This is a genomic window from Nostoc sp. (assembly GCF_036917275.1).
Lineage (GTDB): Bacteria > Cyanobacteriota > Cyanobacteriia > Cyanobacteriales > Nostocaceae > Nostoc.
The window spans coordinates 1-24,726 of record NZ_JBALDF010000070.1; the positions used below are offsets into that span (position 1 = coordinate 1).

Consider the following 24,726-nt stretch of genomic DNA (forward strand, 5'->3'; position numbering starts at 1 on the left):
CCACACTGAACCCTTCCCGAACTCAGAGGTGAAACGCTGCTGCGGCCACGATAGTTTAGGGGTAGCCCTACGCAAAAATAGCTCGATGCCAGGGATTTTAATACAAACAAAACCCGCTAGCTCACATCACTGCTAGCGGGTTTTCGTTTATGCTGAATTTAGTATTGCATAAATCGCTATAACTTATGACCCAAGAACTTTGAGATTTAAGAAAGTCCATCAATAATGGACTTTATGATGACGCTTTAGTAATTGTTGATGAGCTAGAGTTGATGAGTCGAAAGAGTTATATCCGAAAGATTAGGAGTTTCCTCATCAGGCTCATTATTCATTTGATTAGAAATAAAGTTGAACAGAGATTAACTAATTCCTGGGTAGCTTCTATTAAAGGCTCGATTTTAGAAATTCAAGATTTAAATTTAAAGGTAAAGGTAAGTAAAAATAATTATGTGAGGGATTTGTAGTAAATTTATTAGATTACTCACTATCATCCAAGACAGAATATGCTTTGCTTCAGCAGCTAGGTTTAGGCTGCTACTATTTTAACTTAACTCTGCGCCCATCTGTCTCACTTGACTCTGTTCTTTGTCAGACATTGTTAGACATCCCCTTACTGGTTTTACTTAAAAATCTATCTGTACCAATTCTTCATGAAGATGCACAGAATATTAAACGAACCGCCAAGTACGCCAAGAGCGCCAAGAATAGAGAGTTACTCATTTAGTGCAGCTTCACATTAAATTGGTATGAGGGATAAGCAGTAGAATTAAATGCTTCAATATTCTCTTCCAATATGAATGAAAAGTATTACTCCACAAGATAAGGTAGTCCTACATCGCGACCTTGGAGGGGATAATCCTGAATCGAGTAATCATTACCAAGCTTACCAACAGTGATCAACCCTTCACTGTATCTATGTAATTTTCCATTTGAATTCAAGAAGTTCAAGGCATCATCAGCAACATTGCTAGGCAGCTTTATGGACAATGTTGATTTATCTATAAAGCTTAATATAGTTGGAGAAACAGCAAAGTCCACTAAGATTATCCCACTGTGTCTCTTCGCCCAAAAGCCTCTTTTGAGAACTGCCGAGTTATCCTCCACATACTGATGCAACATAACCTCTGTAGAAGTTACTTCTGGTACTTCATGCTCAGGATTTGTTCCATATCCCCACTTACGTTGCTCTCTATTTTCAAGGGAGTTAAAGATATCCATATTTTCAATTTAGATTGAGAAAATCATAGTCTATTTGAGATTCTACTCAGTGAGTATTCTTGTCAACAATGGTAAAAACACTTATATCGAGATTACGGCAAGATTGAGGATATTCAAAAGTGATATCTTCACACACCTTTGCGATCGCCTACTCTTCCACTACTTCAATCAATTCTTCAATTGATACACCAAAAGCACGGGCTATTTTTTAAACAACAGTTAGGTCAACCATATTCATCCCCTGATGTCGTGCGTAACTTTGCATTGTGTTGTAGTTTATCTGGGCATCTTCAGCCAACTCTTTGATTGTCCAACTTCTTTCTGCTGCAAGTTCTCTAATTTTTAGTCTAACTAGTCCTATTTTTATCTTTGCAAAGGCGAGATTCCACCTTTTAAAAATTAATGAGGTGGGATTCTACCTACTATATGAACAACATCAAAAGCGATCGCTCGTCCAGCCGGGAAAACTAACAGAGCGATCGCTATCTTCAGTTTTAAAGCCAAGCATAGGAGTCACCTCCCGTACTACTTAGGTTAAAGGTTGATCACCCTCTCCCTGTCGTCCCGTCCCCGCCTCTGGCCGTGGTGCAGACATGATTTGCTTTTGCTGTTCTTGTAGCCAGATTTCAAAGAGTTCATTTAGCAGGCGCACTTTCATGAATTCATCTAGTTGTGCGGGGATAAATTTTTCCAGCCGTAAAATCACGAACCAGTCAGCGATGCGGGTAGGGGGCAATATTTGACCTGGTTGACTGCTAGAAAGCATTTGCACCATTACCGGATGTAGCGCATTCAGTTCAATCGGACCCACTAAGCCACCAGTTTGGGCTTCTGGCCCGAGTGAGTATTCCCGCGCCAAATCAGCAAAAGAGTTTTCTTTTGCCTGAATCCGAAAGTAAAGTTCTTGGGCAATTCCCACATCTTGGGTTCGGAGTAGAGAATAAATTACTTTGTCCAGTTTTGCCTTGGACTGAAAAAAGTAGGATTCCAGTTTATTACCCCAAGTAGTTTGCTTGAATTTTTCAATTTTAAGCTTACGAGTGATAATAACTTCTAGTTGTTCGGGAGTTACACCTTGATGTGCCATCCAAGCCTGAATGTCTTCTTCATTTTTTAATTGTTTTTCGGCGTAAAACTGCTGTTTAGCTTGGGATACTTCCTCAAGTGTAGATATTGCTACGTTCGCGGAGCGTGAGCTTTGATCTATCGCTTCATCAAGGATCAATTCCCGGTGCAATTGTGGCAGCATTTGGTAACTTGCCAGTAAAGAAATCAGTTCACTAGCTGTGATTGTACGATTACCGATTTGGATCGCTTCAGTCATTAGCTTTCGGGCATCTCAAGAATATCTGGTTTGTCAAACAAGCTGTAACATAGCCCATTCACTGGGAGCTTTTGTCTTAGTCCCACCGAGTCAGGTATGTTAACCTTACTTTTGCAATAATTAAATAGTGATTTGCTAACATACTTTAAAATATACAGTTTATATAAGTTTTTATCAAAGATTCTACGTACATACGACCAGATGTGAAGACGTTCAACTTGTGTGACAACGCCTGAATGACGGTTTTGTAGATACTCCAAAGAATGCTCAAAGACGATGTCTGGTGACAAGCCACGCTTGTCTTGCATATCTAAAAATTCTCGTCGTCTGTTAACAGTTATCAGAGATAGAAAAAGGCAGCACACCCAATGCTGCCTTTTTCCATGAGAGATTTATGTATTCTTTAACCAAAAATTATAACCTCTACAACAACTCTAAATAGTTCAAAAGATCCGCCATTTCTTGGGCACTAGGCTGGAATTTGGGCATTGGCGGTGTTTCACCACTGATTACTTGGTGAATCAGTCCATATTGAGACTTGTGCTTTGAAACAGCTTGCAAACTGGGGCCTACTCGCCCGTCTGCTTCCATTCCATGACAACCAGCACAGTTAATTTGAAAGATAGCGTGTCCTTGAACTGGGTTTCCTGTTAGGGACAGAACACTCTTGACGTATGGATCGGAGGCTTGAACCAACTGAACCCCAAAAAAGCCCAAAGGGACTGCTAACAGTATGGCCAGCGTCAATAAAACGATGCGCTGAATCAAAATTTCAGGTTTGGTAATCTGGTTATCCAAAAGGTTTGCGGTGAAAGTTTAGGTGTGCTAAAAAGTTTTTATTTCCTACACATAGCTTAAAAGCTCTTGATTGTGTCTGCAACCACAGAAGACAATTTTCTTGTGGGCAGTCATCCTCCAAAAAGGCTGTAGAGCGCAGGATTCATACCAAATTTGGTAAAATCAAAAACAGGAAACGAATATTTAATAATTACGAAGAGGAGATTTACGGTGGTTGAACCCCTGCTATCAGGTATTGTCCTTGGTCTAGTTTTCGTCACTCTCGCCGGACTGTTTTACGCTGCCTATAAGCAATACAAGCGACCCAATCGGTTGGGGGGGTGAGAAGTGTTGAGTTATGAGTGCTGAGTTATGAGTGGGGGAGATAAGGGGGACAAGGAGGACAAGATACAATTTTCTCTCCCTGCTTCCCCACTCACCCTCTTCTCTCATTCCAAAATTTTGTAGAAAGTAAGTGATGTGTTGCCATAAACTTTGTTGCGGCAAATTTCCCAAGCGGAAATCTCTGGCGGTGTCCAACCTTGTGAGCCGTGTTCAACTGCGATTTCGCCGCTAGAATCTAAAAGCTGATAGTGAGCGATCGCTTCTAAAACTGGCTGGTACAATCCACTGGCATAAGGTGGATCAAAGTAGATTCTGTCAAATTGCTTGCCTGATAAGGTCTTTAACTGCTGGATAATATCTCCCCATAATACCCGAAATTCTTGCTCGGTATTAGCTACTTGCTGCCAATTTTGTTGAATAGTGGCACAGGCTCGGCTCGATTGTTCAATTCCCACTACTAAGCTGGCTCCTCTACACAAAGCCTCTGCACCCATTGAACCAGTACCGGCGCACAAATCCAGCCAGTGACGACCTACTATTTCTCCCTGCCAAATATTAAAAACTGCTTGTCTGACTCGCGCACTGGTGGGTCTAGTTTCTTTTCCTGGTAAAGTTTTTAGCTGGCGATTGCCGTAAATTCTCAGACTCATAATCGATTAGTCGTTAGTCATTGGTCATTAGCCATTTTCATTTATTAACAAATGAAAAACGACAAATAACAAAAGACAAATGAGGAAAATAGTATTAGGCAGGAATTTTTTCGCGGACTTGAGCAACAAAATTAGACAGGATTTGCAATCCGATATTAGAGGATTTTTCGGGGTGAAATTGGACTGCAATCAGGTTTTCGTGGGCGATCGCAGCTGTGACGGTTTGAGTCCCGTGGGTGACGGTTGCTGCACGGATTTGCTCTTCTATGGGGTCAACATAGTAGGAATGGACAAAATACACCCAAGGATCGGACGGTAAATGCTCCCACAAAATACTTTTTGGCTGAGTCACTTCCAGTTGATTCCAACCCATGTGAGGAATAGTGATGTCAGGTTCTGGACGGAACCGCCGCACTTTTCCTTTAATAATTCCTAGCCCTGGTTGGGTACCTTCTGCACTTGATTCAAAGAGAATTTGCAATCCTAAACAAATTCCCAAAAAAGGTTTACCAGATGCGATCGCTTCTTTAATAGGTTGTTCCAAACCACGCGATCGCAAGTGTTGCACTGCTGGATCAAATGCTCCCACTCCCGGTAGGACTATTGCATCTGCCTGCTCTAATTCTTTTGGAGAATAAGTAACATTAGGAGTTGCCCCAGCTTTTTCCAAGCCTTTGCAGACTGAGTGCAAATTTCCCATCTCATAGTCTACGACCGCAATAACTGGCATTTACCTGCTCCTTGTAAATTTATTATGGAGGGTTTTTCTATTCTAAATAATATTTCTATTCTAAATAATATTTGTTATGAATAAAAGAATTCTATTAACTTCCTTTGACACTTGCTAAACGATCAACTGTCAAATTCTTCGGATAAGTCTATTACTAGAAGTTACAAAACTTGAGTTGATACCTAGTGACTTAACTTTTTTGCGCCAGTTACCGGTAGATGTGCAACTTGCCAGTCATCAGGTAATTGAAAAAATCAATGCAATCGAACCTGATTAGATCATCTGTTGTGGCATGGCTGCAAGCCGTACATAATTAAGTGTGCAAGCAGGTGCTAGCTGTAAAGAAATTATTTTGTAGACAGAAGTTGATTTAGAGAAATTAGTAGTGGGAGCATTGGCAATTCAGATTAGCCATGATTGCGGTAAATTTGTTTGTGAACACGAGTGCGGATACACCAGAAGGTGTTTACTATTCAGTATCGGACTACTTAAGTTAATCAATTTTGGATAATGGAATTGACGATAGCGGAGCGTAAAGCCTGCGGCATGGCTTCTCTACCAGAGACTGCGCTAACGCTTAGAGCGAGTCCACGAGCGGATGATTGGATTTCTTTTGCCCACGCTTGGACGGGGCATGAACCAAAAAATCTAAAATCTAAAATTGGCACGATCAAAGCCAACTCACGGCGCGTTGTATCTTTGTCCACGTTTCGGTTCTCAATCAAGAAAATTTGATGGAAATTCTTGGAGATTTCTTATTAATTATTAACAAATTGGCACTTTTATAAACTTATTAGTGTCTGTGATATTGGAAAAAATATCTAAGTGTATGTTGCCATTGCTACTGGCTTTACCAATTGCTCAATCAATTCCTGCCACACCACTACTTGAAGAAGTCGTGCAACCACAAGAAGTGCGTCCTCTACCAGGCAAGTTGGATACAGTGCCAACGTTTAACAGCAATAGTCCAGAATTGGTGTTAAAAGAAGGAATTTTACTCTCCACTTTTCCACCAGATGGCAAAAAAGTGCCAACAGCGCATCTGAATTTTCCCTTTCGGGGACGATTTGATATTTTTGCCCATCATGTTGCTAAGGCTGAACCACCAGAGAATTTGCGTTCGCTGTATCTGGGAATAATTTTGCATAATCCTGGTTCTGAACCAGTGAAGATAAATATTTGGCAGGCGGCGAGTTATTTGAGTCAACCGGATGCACCATTTATTCAGTTACCATCCTTTACCCAAAATCTTTTAGGTACAATTTTTGCGGGGCCAGGCGATCGCGTCATGTCTGATGTTTTAAGGGGACGGCGACAAGAGATTTTTCCTGCCCAAATTGAGATTCCATCAGGGCAAAGTCGAATGTTACTCAATCTGCCAATTCCTGTGCAGGGACTGACACCACCCGTGAATGGTCGGTCTACATTGATCCGATTGCAAAGTAATGGCACTGTCTATGCAGCTAGCCTAGCCATGTTTGCACGGGTGAATCCCGATGGCAGTGAGCGATCGCCTACTTTAGAAGAGTGGCAGAATTTACTAGATAATGGTGATTTGGCTGGGCCACGGGATAAAACTGCTACTCCCTTAGAGGAAACTGACAAACCAAGAATTTATGGGCGTGTTGCTGGAGTGGCTGGTGGTTCACAATGGAGAGCCTTATTAGTAGATAATCCTAAAGCTAGGTATCTGACTATTCCCCAGCCTGGTCAAGTGTTTTCCTACGCTCTGAGTACCCTGCATGGCGGTACGTTAGGAACTGGTCAAATTCAAAGTGCACCCATGCTAGTGCGTTATCCTGACACCGCATATCGCGCTCATGGCAACTATGGAATTCAATATAATCTAAAGTTGCCGTTATATAACAATACTCAAAGTTCTCAAACTGTTAGTGTGTCAATGCAAACGCCACTAAAAGAGGAACAGTTGGGAAAACCAGGGTTACGCTTTTTAAGTACACCAGCCCGTGAAGTATTCTTCCGAGGCACAGTTCGGGTACGTTACAAAAATGACCTTGGTCAGCCGCAAACGGAGTTTGTACATTTGGTACAAAAGAGAGGTCAACCAGGAGAACCGTTAGTTTTATTAAATATGAAAGCTGGCGATCGCTCCTTAGTAGAAGTAGACTTTCTCTATCCACCGGATGCCACACCACCGCAAGTATTAACAGTGTCAACTCAAGCTGCACCTCGGTAATGATTGATAAGTAATGGGTAAGAGCTTTTCTCCTATTAGCAAAAAATATTAGTCAGATCATTCACAAAGTCCTACTGTTTACCAACTTGGCGCGGCTCGAAGGCACATCTGTTATAAAACACTCAGTTAGGGTAACGATTTACAATGTTTACTGATAGCAGGCATAGTATTTATCAAACAGACAGTGTTTAAAAATGATTCAAGATTGTAGACGCCTATTGAAGTTGCAATAATAGATATTGTGACTACTAGGGTAGTAGTCCAAGGCTTTATCTCAGGCATAGATTCTTTTGTTTTTATTGATTGTGTAGAGCGTAAACCACATACATTAGTCAAATCTGTTCCTGGTAAGTAGCGTCATTAATTATACTACTTAGAAACAAGCATGTCATATTTTAGGATAAATGTTTCCTTCAGTTATTTATAATTTTAGATTGATAAGATTAAGTTTTGTATATACTCTTTTGACGAATGGTTATTAAAGCCTGTGGCCATAGATGACTTGGTTGGGGCGATCGCTTACCTAACAAGGCGGTTAATGTTGCTCCATAAATTAACTTCTTCATATTTAGGACTTACGCAAAAATTACCAAAAAGCTTAATTTATCGAACCGCCAAGACGCCAAGAGCGCCGAGAATTCGTAGAGTGTGCGTAAGTCCTAATATTGATAAGGCTTTTCACCCAAAGTTTGTGTATTTAAGGTGAATACTTATTTCGCTCCATGCGTTGCAATATAAATAGCAGACTATAGCAGGCAATAAAAGGACGGCATGGGAACCGATCAAAAAATCAATCAAGAAACTGAGTTAAATTCGCTCCAGATCCTTGTTGGAACCCTGATTTTACTGGTAGAGGATGAGCCAGATGTTGCAGATTTGCTCATCTTCATTTTAGAAGCAGCTGGTGCAGAGGTGATGGCTTTAACCGATGCAGAAGCAGCCCTTGCCTTGGTAGAATCGCTTCATCCCGATATTCTGCTGTGCAATGTGAAGTTGCCTGATCATGATGGAAATTGGTTAATTGAGCAAATTAGAGTGCATTCTTGCCTATCTCTAAGACAGTTGCCTGCGATCGCCATCACTTCTTATACACGGGAAGTCTCAAGTCATAAGGCTTTGAATGCTGGTTTTAATCGATTTCTAGTCAAGCTTGAGAGTCCAGAGGCAATCGTAGGTGAGATTGTTCACCTGTTATCTACCGATCTTTAGATATAAATACTCGGTCTTTATCCATTCGTGAGAGGTTAAGACAAGATTACTTTTGTCAATTAATCACTCTAAATAAGTGGGCGTTAAAAAATACAACTAGATTAAGAAATGTAAATTGCTTAAAGCTTATCTTCAAAGCGTTTCTGGTGCTTTATATAAGTTTATGTAGTTTAGTTTAATTGTGCCTATCTACTTATTTAAAATGTGTTGATAAATGGGATATTAAATTAACGTGAGATCGACGGGTTGAAGAAGGTACAAAAAATATCTCAAAGTAAAAACCTGCAAAAACACTGCTGAGTAAAGCTAACTTTTTTTTATCTAAGGAAACCCTATGATTTTTCGCAGTACAGAACCGAATATCTCTATCCCTGAACAGCCCTTAACGGAAATTGTCTTGCAACGAGTGATAGAATTCGCTGACAAACCAGCGATGATTGACGGGCTAACTAATCGAACAATAACTTATAGAGAACTAGCAGACTCAATTAGCAAAGTAGCTGCTGGTTTTGCTGCGAGGGGTTTTTCTAAGGGGGATGTAGTTGCTATTTATAGTCCTAACTGTCTGGAATATCCCATCGCATTTGGGGCGATCGCTAGTTTAGGTGGAGTTAGCACCACGGCAAATCCATCTTATACAGCTAGCGAACTTGCATATCAATTAAATGATGCTGGTGCTAAATATTTGCTGACAGTACCAGAACTGCTAGAACGTGGATTAGAGGCCGCTAGTCAGTCAAAAGTTGAATCAGTATTTGTGTTTGGTAACGCTGCGGGTGCAATTCCATTTTCTGTACTTTTAGAAGATTGTAACTCAGTAGCAAAAGTACAAATTAATCCAAAAGAAGATGTGGTTGCTTTGCCCTATTCTAGTGGCACAACTGGTTTGCCTAAAGGTGTCAAACTGACACACTATAATCTAGCAGCCAACGTGTACCAACTTTCAAACCGCGAGTTGATAAGTTCAGCAGATACAATTATTGGCATTCTGCCATTCTTTCATAGCTACGGACTGCAAATTTTCTTAAACTATAGCCTTTATTGTGGTGCTACCGTAGTTGTGATGCCGCAATTTGATTTAGAGACTTTTTTGAGACTAGTACAAAAGTATAAAATTACTCGCGCTCATTTAGTACCTCCGATAGTCTTAGCCTTAGCAAAACAACCAATAGTAGATAAATACGACCTCTCTAGCTTAAAGATAATTACCAGTGGAGCAGCTCCACTGGGTAATGAACTGACCTTGGAATGCGAACAGCGTTTAAATTGTGTCGTCAAGCAAGCCTACGGTTTGACAGAAACCAGCCCGGTAACGCATATCAACCCTGACGAACGTGAAAAAATCAAATCCGGTTCTGTTGGCCCTTGCATGAGAAATACTGAATGTCAAATTGTAGATATTGAAACAGAGAAACCCTTGGGTTTCCACGAGCAAGGAGAGCTATGGATTCGCGGTCCGCAAGTGATGAAAGGGTATTTAAATAACCCTGAAGCGACTGCAAAAGTAATTGATGCCGATGGTTGGTTTCGCACTGGTGATATAGCTTATGTAGATGAAGATGGTTATTTTTACATAGTTGACCGGATTAAAGAGTTAATTAAATATAACGGATATCCAATTGCGCCAGCAGAACTAGAGGCTGTATTGTTATCCCATCCAGCGATCGCTGATGCTGGTGTAATCCCCAGTCCCCATCCTAGCACGGGTGAAGTTCCCAAGGGTTTTGTTGTCCTCAAAAACGAAGCTACTCCTGGGGAAATTATGGAATTTGTAGCAGGACTTGTCGCACCACATAAAAGAATTCGTCGGTTGGAAATTGTCGATAAAATCCCCAAATCAGCTTCTGGTAAAATTTTGCGTCGGCTTTTAGTGCAACGAGAAATAGCAAATATAGCAGAAAACCCACCAGAACCTGAATTGACCAAAAATTTGCAGTTACTTCAACAATTAGCATCAGTTGACGAAACAAAACGCCAAGAACTTCTAGTTAATTACATTAGAGAAAAAGTTGTCAAAGTTTTGGGGTTAGATGAATCCCAACATCTAAATTTACAAAAACCATTAAATGAAATGGGTCTAAATTCTCTGAGCAATATAGACCTGAAAAACCGGATTGATACCGAACTTGATATAAACTTACCTATAGAAATTTTGCTGGCAGGGTCAAATATTCATCAATTGGTAAATGTATTGCTTGAACAATTAACATCAAAAAGCATTGCAACTAATGATGCCATAGATTTAGAAGCTGAGGTGATTTTAGACCATGCAATCTACCCAGAATATAGTTATGACTCATTTATTACCGAACCAACAGCCATTCTCCTCACAGGAGCAACAGGATTTTTAGGAGCTTTTTTACTACAACAACTTCTGCAACAAACTCAAGCTGATATTTATTGCTTAGTTCGTGCTAATGATAATGATTCTGCTCAAATCAAAGTGCAAAATAACTTAAAATCTTATGGTATTTGGCAGAATGCTTTTCATAGTAGAATTATTCCGGTTTTAGGCGATTTATCAAAATTTCGGTTGGGTTTGTCAACCGAATATTTTCTTCATATTGCTAGTCAAATTGATGTAATTTATCATAGTGCAGCTTGGCTAAATTATGTTTATCCCTACGAGGCTTTAAAGCCTAGCAATGTTTTGGGAACGCAAGAAATTTTTAGATTGGCAAGTTTTGGTAAAGTTAAACCAGTACATCATATTTCTACCGTTGCTGTTTTTGAGTCATCTTTTTATTTGGGAAAAACAGTTAGCGAATCAGACCCACTTGCTCATAGCTCTGGAATGAAACTTTCTTATTCTCAAAGTAAATGGGTTGCAGAAAAATTAGCTACTATTGCACGTTCGCGAGGTATTCCCGTTTCTATCTACAGACCACCCTTTATTTCTGGTCATAGTGAAACAGGTGCTTGGTATACAGATGATGTTATTTGTCGAATGATTAAAGGTTGCATCCAAATGGGAAGCATGGCTAGTATAACTGATATATTAGATTTATCTCCTGTTGATTATGTCAGCAAAAGCATTGTCTATTTATCGAGACAACGCGAAGCTCTTGGTCAATCTTTCCATTTAAACAATCCTCAACCTATTTCTTGGAATCAGCTAACTGATTTTATTCGTTCTTTAGGCTATCCCATTAAGCATATTTCTTATCAAAATTGGCAGTCACAGCTTAATAACCAAGCTCGCTCGCAATCAAATCCTTTATATCCTCTTTTACCTTTTTTTCTCCAAAATTCTCCAGAGCATCAACAAGCTAGAGAACCGAAAATTAGCTGTCAAGCAACGCAGACTGCACTGGCAGAAAGTTCGATTATCTGTCCTCCAGTAGATACTAAATTACTGAATACCTATTTTGACTACTTTATTAGTAGCGGTTTTTTGGATGCGAAATAATGAACATTATTAAAACACTTCTTTGTGCCTTTGGAATTTATCCTGTTGTGTTTAATGACAACGGCGATAATTCTTGAGTCTTGGCTTTGGACAAAGTGCAGAGTGGCAGAAGGAATTAAACGTTTTGGCGATCTTCCACTCTTCTAATCTCATCTAAAAACTTTAGCTGCTGGTATACACAACTAATCTGCGGTAAATCCACACCCCTAGAATGCGCTTTCCGTAATGGGTTCCCAAAAATTGCTTCCACTTCCAAAGGCCGTCTTTCGTCGTAGTCAATTTTCATGCTGGTACGATAAGGCTTCATCTTCACGGTGTAATCTAGCATTGTTTGAATGAAGCTATCAGGAATGATGCGATCGCAACTAAAGGAACCTGCTGCAACTTCATACATTAACTGTTCAACTAATTTACGGGTGTGGACATAGGACATTAATTCATCTGTTCTAGCGTTGAGAATTACAGACAGTCCATTATAGGGAATATTCCACACCAATTTTTTCCATCGCCCTAGTAGTAAGTCTTCAGTTAATTCTATTGAGATACCAGCACTCTTGAAGTCATCGGCAATTTGCCGCATCTTATCTGTAATCCCAATAGGATGATAGCCAGAAGCATATGCCCCTAATGTAATTTGTCCATAGTCGAGGTGGCGGATATGTCCTGCTTCGACTTTATTGGAACAGAGAAAACACAACCCACCAATAATGCTGACATTGCCAACTATTTTGGCAACTTCTTCTTCCACCGCCAGTCCATTTTGCAATACCAACACTACCCCATCATCCTTGACGAGTGGCGGTAACATCTGCGGCAATAAATGGTTTTGTGTCGTCTTTAGTGCTACCACCACCACATCGCATTGTGGCATTTTTTCTACATCATTGTAGGCATTGACTTGAGTCAGAGTAAAATCACCATCTTTTGACTCAATAACCAAACCAGATTTACTGACATATTCATAATCACTCTTTAGCAGAAAGTGGACATCTAAACCAGCTTTTTGCAGTTTGGCACCATAAAAGCCACCTAATGCACCAGTTCCTAGAATGGCGTAACTACGCTCGGACATTTTGCTAATAATGAGATTTTTCTATGATGATCATAAGGCGAATACGCCGCACACATACAGCCAAAAACTGCTGGTGGTACCCTCCTACAAACGACTCTGCCTTGGAAACTATATAACCCTAAATGACTAGGCTGAGATGTTGGATATATTTGTTAACTTTATTGAAAACCCTTTGTTGGCTTTTTTTGCCCCTTACTCTTAGACTTAGATTTATTAACTTCTCCTAAAGCTTCTTGAAATAAGTTGTGTAAATGTATAGGAACACTAGCAATTTCTGGTAACTCTGGCTCAATAGGTTTGTTGAATTCTTGTAAAAGTGCATCTAAGTCACTTTCAAGGCTAAATGGACGTTGTAGATATTTCTGCAACACCCTTTCTAACTGAGTTGGATACTGTTGCGCTAACCGATGCCAGATAAAGGCGTTAATACTTTTATCTTCGAGGTAATACCGAATTAATTTTTCAGATCCTTCAATACTTTGCCAGTCCTCTGCTGATAAAATTGCTTGTATTTTACTATATGTTGGTAAAAATATTTGTCCCCAACGAGGATCAGAAAGAGCCGTTACCTGTTCTGCTTTTTTGAGTTCCGCAGGTAAATCAACTTTGGGCATAACCATTTTGCTATTGCCACTTTTACTGTTAAACATCTGAGAAACTGCGTTTGAGTCAGCACCAAATTCTTGTGCTGCTGCTTTGATTTCCTCATCTGTGATGCCAGCTGCTTCTGCAACTTCAGCTAAGGACTTGGAAGTATCAATTCCTGCTGCTGCAAAGCTTTTTTCAGTGATTAATTCTTGGAATTGAGCTATTTTTTTATTAAGCTGGTATCCTGGCAGTGTGATTTCATCAGTGCTAAAAAAGTCCACAAACTGCTGATGATATTGTGCTACTGACTCCCAAGCCTCTTCTAGCAAGTCTGGAGCATCGCTGTAAAGATTACTTTTATAGTTTTCTTTGAAATTACCAATTGCTACAGCAAGTTTTGGTTTACCCAATTTACCCATCATTGTGTAAGGGCCAGAAAACATCCAGTAGCTGTCGGTAACGGGAGAAATACGAGTTAGTAAGATTTCTCCTACTTTTAACCGAGATATTGCCTGTAGTGTTTGGGTATTGTTTGGCTTGACGATGTAGCGTTTATCTGTCAACCAGTTCGTCAACTCAAAACCATCAGGTAGGATGTTAGTAATGGCAAATAAGCCAATAAAACTATGATGCCAGCTTTTGATCAGATTGCGATCGCTCCCTTCTAAATCTGGACGGCTTTCGATAAACAACTCTAATGGTGACTTCTCACCGACTTTCCTTACTGTCAGAAAGCTATCGATGATTAAGTCCTGCTGCGTACTATCCCCACTTCCACGACGCAACTGTGCTGCTGCATAGGTTTCGAGTGCTTGTGCCAGTTCGCCTTCTGCATCAAGAACAAAATCAACTAAGGCTTGTTTTAATTCGTGCGATCGTTCTAATATGACATCCACAAGTTCATCTCTCGGTGCAACAGATGTAAATTATAGCTTTTGAGAGAATTGCTTGTTTGATAATTTAGCAACTTCCCTATGGAAACTGTCATATTTCCTCTAAAAGTTTTCAATAAGCACATTTTTTCCCAAATTAGATGATCTGACGCTGCTGGCTCCTAACCTGCAAAGTTCCTTTGGGAGATGTCTACTGTGTCAAGTTTAAATTGATCAGTAGACAAGACTTTAGTCCTGAGAAAATAAGGACTAATACCATTTCACTTTAATAATGATATAAATACGTTGGTAAGGGCATGGCATTGCCCATTGGTGTCAACTTAAGCTGAAAACTCTTTTAAAACCTCGTTAAGAGCCATAGGCTGGAAATGCTCTTCAATTGCGGCTCTGCTGCTAATCTTGAGGCAGAGCCTCTCATTAAGCATTCCCCGTCGGAGACTGGGAACAAGACAACAAGGTAATCTTTGAAAGGTCTATCTAGACAGGCTTTCATGTTAAGTTGACACGCATGGGCATTGCTATGCCCCTACAAGAAATCTATCTGTATCAGGGTTTTCGTGAATTGGTATAAAGTCCTGACTACAAACCATCAATCAAAACTAGTTTGAAAAATCACTACTAGGTAGAAAGCCAAAAACCAGAATCTTGAGGATCTAAAAATGTGTTTTTAGAGAGCAAAATCAAAAGGCAAAAGAAAATCTTCTTTTGCCTTTTTACTTTTTACCTTTTAATTGAGACGCAAAATTTCAAGTCTCTACTCCTCGTCGAAATCATCTTCCTCGTCTTCCTCTTCTTCCTCGAAATCGTCCTCGTCTGCTACTTCATCGGCAATTAATTCATCGTCCTCATCTAAAATTGACCTTTCTGCACGTCTGCTACCAAAACCAGATTCCCCAAGAGTAGGAGAATCTAAATTATAGGTGCGAGCAGTACGGTCATCTAAGACCATATCGAGGGGATCATCAACTTCATCCAAGACACCATTACTAATCTCAGCAGCATAATCATCGATCGCACCTGGTTCATCATAGGTATTGTACCCAGTACCTGCCGGAATCAATCGCCCGATAATCACGTTTTCCTTTAATCCACGCAGCCAGTCGGATTTGCCTTCGATGGCTGCTTCGGTAAGGACTCGTGTTGTCTCTTGGAAGGATGCAGCGGAGATAAAGCTGTCAGTGTTCAACGATGCTTTGGTGATACCTAACAATACTGGGGTATACTGTGCCCTAGCACCGCCTGTAATTGCCATAGCTTCGTTCACCTGCTCAACTTGGCGCAGTTCCACCAATTCGCCAGGAAGCATTGTGGTGTCACCACCATCATCAATCCGGACTTTGTTGGTCATTTGGCGAACAATCACTTCAATATGCTTATCAGAAATATCAATCCCCTGAGACTGATATACCATTTGCACTTCATTCACCAAGAATGTCTGTACTTTCTGCAAAGCATAGCTAGCACAAGCATAAACTCCGTCTTCGGAACCCAGGCTAAAGAAGATTTCCAAAATTTCGTGGGGGTTGGATGGACCATCTGTCAACGGTTGTCCCGCTAACACAGTTGCTCCATCTGGCACAATCAAATTTTGTCCTGGTCCTAGAGGATAATCAGTGACCACGCCATTTGATTCTACGACCTTGATGGCGATCGCTTCATCACCATCGCTGTAAACTACCTTAACTTCACCCGCCCGCCGACATAAAATGCACGCTTCTTTGGGTTTACGAGCTTCAAGCAGTTCCTCAATCCGGGGCAAACCTTGAATAATATCTCCGGTTTTGGCGCGTTCAAACACCAACAACACCAAGTTATCACCCCGTTGTACCAAATCGCCGTCTTCTATCTGCAACACTGCACCAGGGCTGACTCGATAAGGGCGACCGATGCGGGTAGTAATAACGTAGTTTTTAGTACTCAGAGCTGATTCTCCACCAGATGCAGCAGCGGCACTTTTAATATCCACTACTTGCCCTGATTCTGGGGCAAAAGCTCCCGCAGCAACTTCTGTACCTTCTACTAGCAAGTCACCCACTTTTACCTTGGGCTGAGTACTAGTATTGGTTGTGAGCATATCGGTGTGGCGCAACACCAAACAGCGACGCACGTTTTCGGTTCCTTTTTGCACACCCCGCACTATCCCCCCTTCTTTACACAAGATTTGGGTTCGTGCTACCACAGATCCAGGGGCGATGGTAAGCCCATCTTGGACTTCAAGTGTTGTCTCAGTGCTACCTTGGGTAGCATCAGCGGTAATATCTCGACGAATTACCAAGGACTCTAAAATCACCAGTTGTAAGCGCTGAACTTCTGGATCTTCAGTATCCTGTACCAATTCAATATCTGCTGCTAGGGGCGAAGCATTATGGTCTTGTTCCCCTTCTTGCTCAATTTCCAGCACTAACTGGGTTCGCAGCAGTTCCACACCTTCAACAGACTTGACGCGTTCCGAATCTTTATAAGGTAGTCGCTGCACAGCCCGCAACTGAATCGAACGCCCAGTTTTTTGACTTACCGATGTAGTTGATGGCACGTCTGGATTATCCGGTACGGCAAACTCAACTACCGGACGACTTAACAGGGCAGGGCCTTCTGGTGTCTCCACATACTGGATATAGCGTAATTCTGTGGCGACACTGCCTTGAAATTCCTCGCCAGGTTGGATGAAGGTATTATCTCGCCCGATGATTGCTTCTGGATCATCTACCATTAGCAGTTCTCCTGGCTTAACCACCACTTCCCGCAGAATGTCGTTTTTCTGGGTGACTTCTACCACACCGCTGTTTTGGCAGAAAATATCTTTTACTACCTCGGTGCCAGCTTCCACAAACTGACCGTCTTCTACCAACAGCAAGGAGATGTCTTTATTAACTTCGTGGCTTTCTTCGGGAATCCATAAAAGGGTACCGCCCTGCACAACTTCATAACCCAGCTTGGCTTTGCCTTTTTTCTGGACTTCTACACCCGCAAATTTCAGGAATCCACCAGTGGTTGTCCGATAGCGGTCATCAATTAACTCAGCTACCACTTGACCATTTTGCACTTTTGTGCCTGGTGTAGCCCGGAGATTAAATATCTGGTTGTTGCCAGTGGAGACTAAGTAATTATTGCGACCTTGGGAACTTTGGACTGTTACCGTTGCCTGGTCTAAGACTACAGAAGCGGTAATAATCTCAATTTCCCTGGTACTTTTACCTGGGGTAGCTTCCGGCAAGCGCACCACACCGCCGTGCAAAGTGGTTAACTTGGTTTCTGCTAAAACTCCATTAGAGGCGATCGCATCACCATTTTTCACTACCAATTCTGCCCCAGGTGGCAAGTTGTAAACTTCCCCAGACAAAATCCAAATCAAACCACCGCGTGCGGCTGTGGTTGTGGTATTACCTTGACGGTCAGTTTTTTGTTCTGGAACAACTTCGGCAAATTGCACTTCCCCTGCTAAGTCAGAGGCAACATCTTTAACTGCTTTTTCTGTATTAGTCCGAGTTGTGCGTCCACCAAGGGCAACCTCTGCCAACAACTGACCTTGTTTTACCTTATTTCCATCAAATACATATAGTGTTGAACCTTGGGTAAGATGAACCTCTTGGTTCTCTGGGGTAATATCACCTACTTTTGTTGGCTCCAAAAGCATGATGCCGTTAGCCTCAACATACAAGGCATCTTCCCCGTGGCGGGTACGATATGTTCTGGTCTTCAGTTTGCGGGGAAGCTTGACAGTCCCATCGATTTTAGAACGAACTTGTTGCGCCACTTCCCCAGTAAACACACCACCTGTGTGGAATGTCCGCATGGTTAACTGGGTACCAGGTTCGCCGATACTTTGGGCGGCAATAATCCCCACTGCTTCGCCCAAATCCACCATTTTGGCGTGGGCTAAACTCCAGCCGTAGCAGTGTTGACACACTGAACGTGCAGCTTCACAAGTTAGGGGACTCCGCACCACAACATCTCCCACCCCAGATTTTTCAATTTTCTTCGCCAAGTCCTCAGAAATTGGGGAATTGCGTAGTGCAATCACTTCTTTTGTCACCGGATGCACCACATCTTCGCCAATTACCCGTCCCATCAAGCGGGTTGCTAGAGGAATCAAGGTTTTGGCACCTTCTGTCATTGGTCCAATGGTAAGACCTCTGGTGGTGCCGCAGTCAAATTCCCGAATGATTACATCCTGGGATACATCCACCAACCGCCGGGTGAGATAACCAGAGTCAGCCGTCCGCAAGGCAGTATCCACCAATCCTTTTCTGGCACCGTAAGACGAAATAATGTATTCCGTCACAGTTAACCCTTCACGGAAATTGGTTTTGATGGGCAAATCGATAATTTCCCCTTGAGGATCTGCCATCAGTCCCCGCATCCCCACCAATTGCCGGACTTGGGAGATATTACCCCGTGCCCCGGAAAATGCCATCATGTATACGGAGTTCAGGGGATCAGTCTTCTTGAAGTGGACGACTACTTCATCTTTCAAGGCTTCACTGGTACCATTCCAGGTATCAATTACCTTTTGAAAGCGTTCTACTTCAGTGATTTCTCCCCGTTGGTAACGGGTTTCAGTGGCGCGAATTTCTTCTTCGGCTGCTTCTAAGAGCAATCGCTTAGTTGGTGGCACCATCAAGTCATCTACACTGATGGAAACCCCTGCTTTGGTAGCGTAGCGAAATCCCAAATCTTTGAGCTTGTCCGCCATCACTGCGGTTCGCGCCGTACCATAATTCGTAAAGGCCCAAGAAATTAAATTTCTCAGTTGACCTTTGTCAACCACCCGATTGCGAAAAATCATTTTTTCGTTAGTCATTTAGTCATTAGTCCTCAAATTAATAGTTAGGAGTTAGGAGTTAAGAGTTTGTAATTAATAACTCCTAACTCCTAACTTTTCACTCCTCACTTTTAGCTTGCAAGTGCTTCCTGAATAGCATTATTGTAAATAACACGACCAGGAGTTGTGTATATATACTGTGAAAGTACATTACCCTTAGCGTCTTGTCTGACTCGGCGGAACTTATAAAGTAATGTCCGGCTACCATCATCGTTTTCCGTCACTTTCACGGGTTCTATATCCGGTTGGTCTGATTCTATTTCACCGTCAAACCGCACATAGATATAGGCGTGCAAGTCAATTTGCTCTTGCTGGAAAGCCATAATCACATCCTCTAGCGAAGAAAAGTACTTTCCTGCACCTTTTGTCGCACCGGGATTTTCTGCTGTTAAGTAATACGCTCCCAACACCATATCTTGGCTAGGCGTGATGATGGGTTTACCCGTGGCTGGTGACAAAATATTGTTAGAAGCCAACATCAACAACCGCGCTTCAGCCTGACTTTCTAACGACAGCGGGACGTGTACCGCCATTTGGTCGCCGTCAAAGTCGGCGTTAAATGCCGGACACACCAAAGGATGCAGTTGAATCGCTCTACCTTCTACCAAAATCGGTTCAAAAGACTGAATACCCAAACGGTGCAACGTTGGTGCCCGATTTAGCATCACCGGGTGTCCTTCAATCACCTCTTCCAGCACATCCCAAACACTGGGGTCATTACGCGATATCAGCTTTTTCGCAGCTTTGATGTTATTCACCATACCGCTACGAATAAGGCGGTTAATCACAAATGGTTGAAATAGCTCAATTGCCATTTCTCTCGGCAAACCGCACTGGTGAATTTTCAGCTTTGGCCCGACCACAATAACCGAACGTCCAGAGTAGTCAACCCGTTTACCTAACAAGTTTTGTCGGAAACGTCCTTGCTTACCCTCAATAATGTCGGACAAAGATTTCAGGGGTCGGTTATTTGCCCCTACCACAGTGCGTCCCCGCCGACCATTGTCAATCAAAGCATCCACTGCTTCTTGCAGCATCCGCTTTTCGTTCCGCACAATAATCTCTGGGGCCAAAATTTCTTGCAAGCGTGCCAAACGATTGTTGCGGTTAATTACCCGCCGATACAAATCATTTAAATCGCTGGTAGCAAACCGTCCACCATCTAGTTGCACCATTGGGCGCAAGTCGGGGGGAATCACGGGAATAACTGCCATTACCATCCACTCTGGTTTGGAACCAGTGGCGATGAAGTTGTCAATCACCCGCAGTCGCTTAATTAGCTTGGCTCTCTTTTGTCCCTTGGCGTTACCAATTTCTTCGCGTAGGCTTTCGGCTTCTTGCTCTAAATTAATATCGGCAAGCAAACGTAGCAGTGCTTCAGCACCAATACCTACTTCTACACCCTGTAGCTGAGAATCTTCGCTATAAATTTGGTCTTCTATTTCCAACCACTGGTCTTCACTCAGTAGCTGTTTGTAAGTTAAAGTTTCGGCATTACCTGGACTCAGGACAACATAAGAGTTGAAATAAACAATCTGCTCGACATCCCGCAAAGGCATATCCAATAAGATGGAAATATAGCTAGGAATGCCTTTGAGATACCAGACGTGAGCTACTGGTGCGGCGAGTTTAATATAGCCCATGCGGTGGCGACGCACCCGTGACTCGGTGACTTCTACCCCACAGCGCTCACAGACAATACCTCTGTGACGAACTCTTTTATACTTGCCACAATGGCATTCCCAATCTTTCGCGGGGCCAAAGATCCGCTCACAAAATAAGCCATCCATCTCTGGCTTGAGAGTTCGGTAGTTAATCGTCTCAGGCTTGGTAACTTCACCGACTACCTGACCATTGGGCAATGTTCTTTCGCCCCACTGCCGAATGCGTTCAGGGGAAGCCAAGCCGATTTTTACGTAGTCAAACTGATTAGTTTGGGCAGGTCTCATAACTAGGGATTAGGGACTGGGGATTAGGTACTGGGGATTAGGGATTAGGAATTGGGAATTGGTGACTAAGACTAGAAATATCTGTTTTATAATATTTCTTCCCCAGTCACCAGTCCCCAGTCACCAATCCCCAATCGTTATTCGTCGTCATCCAGCGATTCGCGGGAAAGAGATTCATAGGTGGGTCGAGGAGGTGTGCGACGGGCTGATTGGTCTGCCATCAAATCGACTTCCACATCTAGGGAACTGCCGTCTGCTTGGGTTTCTACTTTGTGTACGGCAATGTCCAACCCCAATGATTGCAACTCGCGCATTAGCACCTTAAAGGATTCTGGGGTTCCAGGTCGAGGAATTGCCTTACCTTTAACGATCGCATTTAACGCTTCATTCCGCCCTTGCATATCGTCAGATTTAACTGTGAGCAATTCCTGTAAGGTGTAAGCCGCACCAAAGGCTTCCAATGCCCACACTTCCATTTCTCCAAACCGCTGACCACCTTGTTGGGCTTTACCACCCAAGGGTTGCTGAGTCACCAGTGAGTATGGGCCTGTGGAACGGGCGTGGATCTTATCATCCACCAAATGCACCAGCTTCAGCATGTAAGCCACACCGATAGTGATTGCTCGGTCAAAGGGTTCGCCTGTACGACCGTCATACACCATGATTTTGCCGGGATTATCTGGGTTATATACCCAGTCTTTGCCTGTTTCGTCTCGTGCTTCTTGCAATTTGCCATGCACGATTCGGCGGGATGACTCTTCACCGTACATTTCATCAAAGGGAGTAATCTTAAATCGCACTCCCAAGGTCTGACCTGCCCAACCTAAGAGGCATTCAAATACTTGTCCAACGTTCATCCGACTGGGTACACCCAAGGGGTTTAGTACAATGTCCACTGGTGAACCATCGGGCAAATAAGGCATATCTTCCGCTGGTAATATCCGAGAAATAATCCCTTTATTACCGTGGCGGCCTGCCATTTTGTCACCAACTTGGATTTTGCGTTTTTGGGCGACATATACCCGAACTACCATATTGGCTCCTGGTGGCAATTCATCGCCTTGTTCACGAGTAAACAAGCGCACATCAACTACGCGACCTTTTTCACCATTTGGTACTCGCAGAGAATTGTCCCGCACATCGCGCGCTTTTTCACCGAAAATCGCCCGCAACAGTTTTTCTTCTGGCGGTTGGTCAGATTCACCTTTGGGTGTGACTTTTCCTACCAAGATATCACCAGCTTCTACCCACGCCCCAATGCGAATGATTCCCTGTTCATCCAACTGGCGTAAGGCATCTTCGCCGACGTTGGGAATTTCTCTGGTGATTTCTTCTGGCCCCAGCTTTGTCTGTCTAGCTTCAATTTCATATTTTTCAATGTGAATTGAGGTGTAAACATCATCCTGCACCAGTCTTTCAGAAATTAATATTGCGTCTTCGTAGTTGTAGCCTTCCCAAGGCATATAGGCAACTACAATATTTTGTCCTAGCGCCAATTCACCACCTTCGGTGGAGGAGCCATCAGCTAGCACCTGACCAGCAACAACACGTTCACCAATGCGGACGAGAGGTTTCTGATTTAAACAGGTGTCTTGGTTTGAGCGTTGGTATTTAGAAAGGGTGTACTTAATTTCTGAGGTGCTAGGTTTAGGACGAACGCGAATTTCTGTGGCATCCACATAGGTGACATCGCCATCAGTGCGCGATACAACCACCATCCCAGAGTCTCTTGCTCCTTGCGCTTCCAAACCTGTACCTACCAGAGGACGCTCTGGCTTCAGTAGGGGTACTGCTTGCCGTTGCATGTTCGACCCCATCAGCGCTCGGTTAGCGTCATCATGCTCCAAGAAGGGAATCATGCTGGTCGCTACCGACACAATCTGTACTGGAGATACTGCTACATAGTCCACCTGTTCTGGTGTTGTGGTGGAGAATTCTTGGCGATAGCGGACTGGCACTTGCGGCCCAATAATGTGCCCGGTTTCATCTACAGGAATGTCTCCCGGAGCAACCCGTAGGTCGTCTTCTTCATCGGCTGTCATGTAGGCTGGAGGCAGGTCAAATCTGACTCGCCCATTTTCCACAGGTCTAAATGGCGTTTCTAAGAAGCCGTACAGGTTAACCCGCGCATGGGTTGCTAAGGAGCCAATCAATCCGGCGTTGGGGCCTTCTGGTGTCTCAATGGGGCAAATGCGTCCATAGTGACTAGGATGAATATCTCGCACAGCAAAACCAGCGCGTTCGCGGGTTAGACCACCAGGACCAAGGGCACTCAGACGGCGTTTGTGCGTCAGTTCTGCTAGGGGATTGGTTTGATCCATGAACTGACTTAGCTGGCTGGAACCAAAGAATTCTTTAATTGCTGCTACCAATGGTTTGGGGTTCACCAAGGAAGCGGGGGTTAGTACTTCTGCATCGGATACGGTCATCCGTTCCCGAATAATTCTCTCTAGGCGGTTTAAGCCTACCCGCACTTGGTTTTGCAGCAATTCACCGACGCTTCTCACCCGGCGATTGCCTAAGTGGTCAATGTCGTCGATATTACCAATATCATATTCTAGGTTAATCAGGTAATCCACGGCTGCCAAGATATCCCCAGCAGTCAACACGCGCATTGTGTCTGGGACAGAAAGGCGCAGTTTCTTGTTAAGCTTGTACCGTCCGACACGACCAAGGTCATAACGTTTCGGGTCAAAGAATCGGGAGTCTAAGAGCTGTTGCCCACCTAAGACTGTGGGTGGTTCACCCGGACGCAGTTTCCGATATAACTCCATCAGGGCTTCTTCTTCAGAGAATTGCCCTTCTTTTTCGATGGTTTTTTGGAAATATTCTGGATGGCGTAAGGCGTCAAAGATTTCGTTGTCTGATAACCCTAAAGCTTTTAGGAGTACCTGGGCTGAGAGTTTGCGGGTTTTGTCAATGCGTACCCACACCAAATCGTTACGGTCTGTTTCAAATTTCAGCCATGCTCCCCGGTTGGGAATTAAGCTAGCTGAATAAGTGCGTCGTCCGTTTTTGTCTATTTCTGATTTGTAGTAGACTCCTGGCGATCGCACGATTTGATTGACAATTACCCGCTCGGCTCCGTTAATAATAAACGTGCCGCGATCGGTCATCAAAGGTAAATCCCCAATAAATACCTCTTGCTCTTTGATTTCCCCGGTTTCCTTATTAATCAGGCGTGTGGGGACATACATTTGAACGGCATAGGTACTGTCCCGCCGTTTGGCTTCTTCGACACTGTACTTTGGCTCCTTGAGTTTGTAGTTATGACCCAAAAAGTGCAGTTCTAGTTTGCCCGTATAATCTGTAATAGGACTAAAGGAGTTAAGTTCTTCTATCAGCCCTTCTTCCAAAAACCAGCGAAAGCTTGACCTCTGGATTTCAATCAAGTCGGGCAACAGAAAAGCGGGTTCCATGTATGTTTCTTTAGTCATGCCTCTTCCTTTGTCAACCTGGTAACATTTTCTCTTGGACACTGCTGATTGACGCTTCCCATTGCTAACCAGTGTCCTTAGCTAGTTTGGGAACTTCTTCTTACAC

18 protein-coding genes and 1 pseudogene are annotated in these 24,726 nt (G+C 43.0%); 6 read left to right on the plus strand and 13 right to left on the minus strand.

What is annotated here, in order from left to right:
- Positions 1-251 precede the first annotated feature (251 nt).
- Positions 252-464 (plus strand): DUF29 family protein, encoded by a 213-nt coding sequence (locus tag V7K35_RS26900; protein WP_442939774.1) that lies wholly within the window; start codon positions 252-254, stop codon positions 462-464.
- 343 nt (positions 465-807) lie between these two features.
- On the opposite strand, the gene V7K35_RS26905 is transcribed toward V7K35_RS26900, so the two are convergent.
- From V7K35_RS26905 to V7K35_RS26925, 5 genes are all read right to left on the minus strand, one after another.
- Complete coding sequence (locus V7K35_RS26905; protein ID WP_335083221.1) at positions 808-1,218, minus strand: hypothetical protein; 411 nt, start codon at positions 1,216-1,218, stop codon at positions 808-810.
- Between the two features lie 208 nt (positions 1,219-1,426).
- Positions 1,427-1,618: a helix-turn-helix domain-containing protein gene (locus V7K35_RS26910; RefSeq protein ID WP_335083599.1), complete on the minus strand. Its 192-nt coding sequence runs from the start codon at positions 1,616-1,618 to the stop codon at positions 1,427-1,429.
- Between the two features lie 129 nt (positions 1,619-1,747).
- On the minus strand, positions 1,748-2,542 hold the full coding sequence (locus V7K35_RS26915; protein WP_335083223.1) for a peptidylprolyl isomerase: 795 nt from the start codon (positions 2,540-2,542) through the stop codon (positions 1,748-1,750).
- Positions 2,542-2,850, minus strand: a complete 309-nt coding sequence (locus V7K35_RS26920) for a hypothetical protein (RefSeq protein ID WP_335083225.1) — start codon at positions 2,848-2,850, stop codon at positions 2,542-2,544. The genes V7K35_RS26915 and V7K35_RS26920 overlap by 1 nt, the downstream gene beginning before the upstream one ends.
- 115 nt (positions 2,851-2,965) lie before the next feature.
- Complete coding sequence (locus V7K35_RS26925) at positions 2,966-3,340, minus strand: cytochrome c (protein WP_335083227.1); 375 nt, start codon at positions 3,338-3,340, stop codon at positions 2,966-2,968.
- 210 nt (positions 3,341-3,550) lie between these two features.
- Between V7K35_RS26925 and petG the strand changes: the two genes are divergently transcribed.
- Positions 3,551-3,664, plus strand: coding sequence for a cytochrome b6-f complex subunit V (petG, locus tag V7K35_RS26930; protein WP_273762277.1), 114 nt, complete (start codon positions 3,551-3,553; stop codon positions 3,662-3,664).
- A 104-nt stretch (positions 3,665-3,768) separates the two neighbouring features.
- Here petG and rsmD read toward each other — a convergent pair whose 3' ends face one another.
- Both rsmD and hisH read right to left on the minus strand, forming a co-directional pair.
- Entirely contained in the window at positions 3,769-4,314 is a 546-nt protein-coding gene (rsmD, locus tag V7K35_RS26935) for a 16S rRNA (guanine(966)-N(2))-methyltransferase RsmD (protein WP_335083229.1), read from the minus strand.
- Positions 4,315-4,408: 94 nt separating this feature from the next.
- Positions 4,409-5,044: an imidazole glycerol phosphate synthase subunit HisH gene (hisH, locus tag V7K35_RS26940; protein WP_298913920.1), complete on the minus strand. Its 636-nt coding sequence runs from the start codon at positions 5,042-5,044 to the stop codon at positions 4,409-4,411.
- 76 nt (positions 5,045-5,120) lie between these two features.
- On the opposite strand from hisH, the pseudogene V7K35_RS29855 reads away from it, so the two are divergent.
- Together V7K35_RS29855 and V7K35_RS26945 are read left to right on the plus strand one after the other, a co-directional pair.
- A pseudogene (locus V7K35_RS29855) lies at positions 5,121-5,535 on the plus strand (peptidase C15); the annotation flags it as partial.
- A gap of 338 nt (positions 5,536-5,873) precedes the next feature.
- Positions 5,874-7,241: a DUF3370 domain-containing protein gene (locus V7K35_RS26945; protein ID WP_335083231.1), complete on the plus strand. Its 1,368-nt coding sequence runs from the start codon at positions 5,874-5,876 to the stop codon at positions 7,239-7,241.
- A gap of 443 nt (positions 7,242-7,684) precedes the next feature.
- On the opposite strand, the gene V7K35_RS26950 is transcribed toward V7K35_RS26945, so the two are convergent.
- On the minus strand, positions 7,685-7,807 hold the full coding sequence (locus V7K35_RS26950; RefSeq protein WP_335083233.1) for a hypothetical protein: 123 nt from the start codon (positions 7,805-7,807) through the stop codon (positions 7,685-7,687).
- A gap of 205 nt (positions 7,808-8,012) precedes the next feature.
- On the opposite strand from V7K35_RS26950, the gene V7K35_RS26955 reads away from it, so the two are divergent.
- Positions 8,013-8,450: a response regulator gene (locus V7K35_RS26955; protein WP_335083235.1), complete on the plus strand. Its 438-nt coding sequence runs from the start codon at positions 8,013-8,015 to the stop codon at positions 8,448-8,450.
- Positions 8,451-8,784: 334 nt separating this feature from the next.
- Positions 8,785-11,859, plus strand: coding sequence for a thioester reductase domain-containing protein (locus V7K35_RS26960; protein WP_335083237.1), 3,075 nt, complete (start codon positions 8,785-8,787; stop codon positions 11,857-11,859).
- Positions 11,860-11,974: 115 nt separating this feature from the next.
- On the opposite strand, the gene V7K35_RS26965 is transcribed toward V7K35_RS26960, so the two are convergent.
- From V7K35_RS26965 to rpoB, 5 genes are all read right to left on the minus strand, one after another.
- Complete coding sequence (locus tag V7K35_RS26965; protein WP_335083239.1) at positions 11,975-12,931, minus strand: putative 2-dehydropantoate 2-reductase; 957 nt, start codon at positions 12,929-12,931, stop codon at positions 11,975-11,977.
- Between the two features lie 158 nt (positions 12,932-13,089).
- Entirely contained in the window at positions 13,090-14,415 is a 1,326-nt protein-coding gene (locus V7K35_RS26970; RefSeq protein ID WP_335083241.1) for a hypothetical protein, read from the minus strand.
- Between the two features lie 751 nt (positions 14,416-15,166).
- A complete protein-coding gene (locus V7K35_RS26975) occupies positions 15,167-19,213 on the minus strand; it encodes a DNA-directed RNA polymerase subunit beta'' (RefSeq protein WP_335083242.1) in 4,047 nt (1,348 codons plus the stop codon).
- A 92-nt stretch (positions 19,214-19,305) separates the two neighbouring features.
- Positions 19,306-21,183 (minus strand): DNA-directed RNA polymerase subunit gamma, encoded by a 1,878-nt coding sequence (locus tag V7K35_RS26980; RefSeq protein WP_335083244.1) that lies wholly within the window; start codon positions 21,181-21,183, stop codon positions 19,306-19,308.
- 137 nt (positions 21,184-21,320) lie between these two features.
- Complete coding sequence (gene rpoB / locus V7K35_RS26985) at positions 21,321-24,620, minus strand: DNA-directed RNA polymerase subunit beta (RefSeq protein WP_334794870.1); 3,300 nt, start codon at positions 24,618-24,620, stop codon at positions 21,321-21,323.
- Positions 24,621-24,726 lie beyond the last annotated feature (106 nt).

Excerpts from the sequence above, each read along its gene's own strand:
- rsmD (WP_335083229.1), bottom strand. The coding sequence starts at position 4,314 with ATGAGTCTGAGAATTTACGGCAATCGCCAGCTAAAAACTTTACCAGGA.
- V7K35_RS26915 (WP_335083223.1), bottom strand. The coding sequence starts at position 2,542 with ATGACTGAAGCGATCCAAATCGGTAATCGTACAATCACAGCTAGTGAA.
- V7K35_RS26960 (WP_335083237.1), top strand. The coding sequence starts at position 8,785 with ATGATTTTTCGCAGTACAGAACCGAATATCTCTATCCCTGAACAGCCC.
- V7K35_RS26905 (WP_335083221.1), bottom strand. The coding sequence starts at position 1,218 with ATGGATATCTTTAACTCCCTTGAAAATAGAGAGCAACGTAAGTGGGGA.
- rpoB (WP_334794870.1), bottom strand. The coding sequence starts at position 24,620 with ATGACTAAAGAAACATACATGGAACCCGCTTTTCTGTTGCCCGACTTG.
- V7K35_RS26920 (WP_335083225.1), bottom strand. The coding sequence starts at position 2,850 with ATGCAAGACAAGCGTGGCTTGTCACCAGACATCGTCTTTGAGCATTCT.
- V7K35_RS26950 (WP_335083233.1), bottom strand. The coding sequence starts at position 7,807 with ATGAAGAAGTTAATTTATGGAGCAACATTAACCGCCTTGTTAGGTAAG.
- V7K35_RS26965 (WP_335083239.1), bottom strand. The coding sequence starts at position 12,931 with ATGTCCGAGCGTAGTTACGCCATTCTAGGAACTGGTGCATTAGGTGGC.
- V7K35_RS26945 (WP_335083231.1), top strand. The coding sequence starts at position 5,874 with ATGTTGCCATTGCTACTGGCTTTACCAATTGCTCAATCAATTCCTGCC.
- V7K35_RS26975 (WP_335083242.1), bottom strand. The coding sequence starts at position 19,213 with ATGACTAACGAAAAAATGATTTTTCGCAATCGGGTGGTTGACAAAGGT.
- V7K35_RS26955 (WP_335083235.1), top strand. The coding sequence starts at position 8,013 with ATGGGAACCGATCAAAAAATCAATCAAGAAACTGAGTTAAATTCGCTC.
- V7K35_RS26980 (WP_335083244.1), bottom strand. The coding sequence starts at position 21,183 with ATGAGACCTGCCCAAACTAATCAGTTTGACTACGTAAAAATCGGCTTG.
- hisH (WP_298913920.1), bottom strand. The coding sequence starts at position 5,044 with ATGCCAGTTATTGCGGTCGTAGACTATGAGATGGGAAATTTGCACTCA.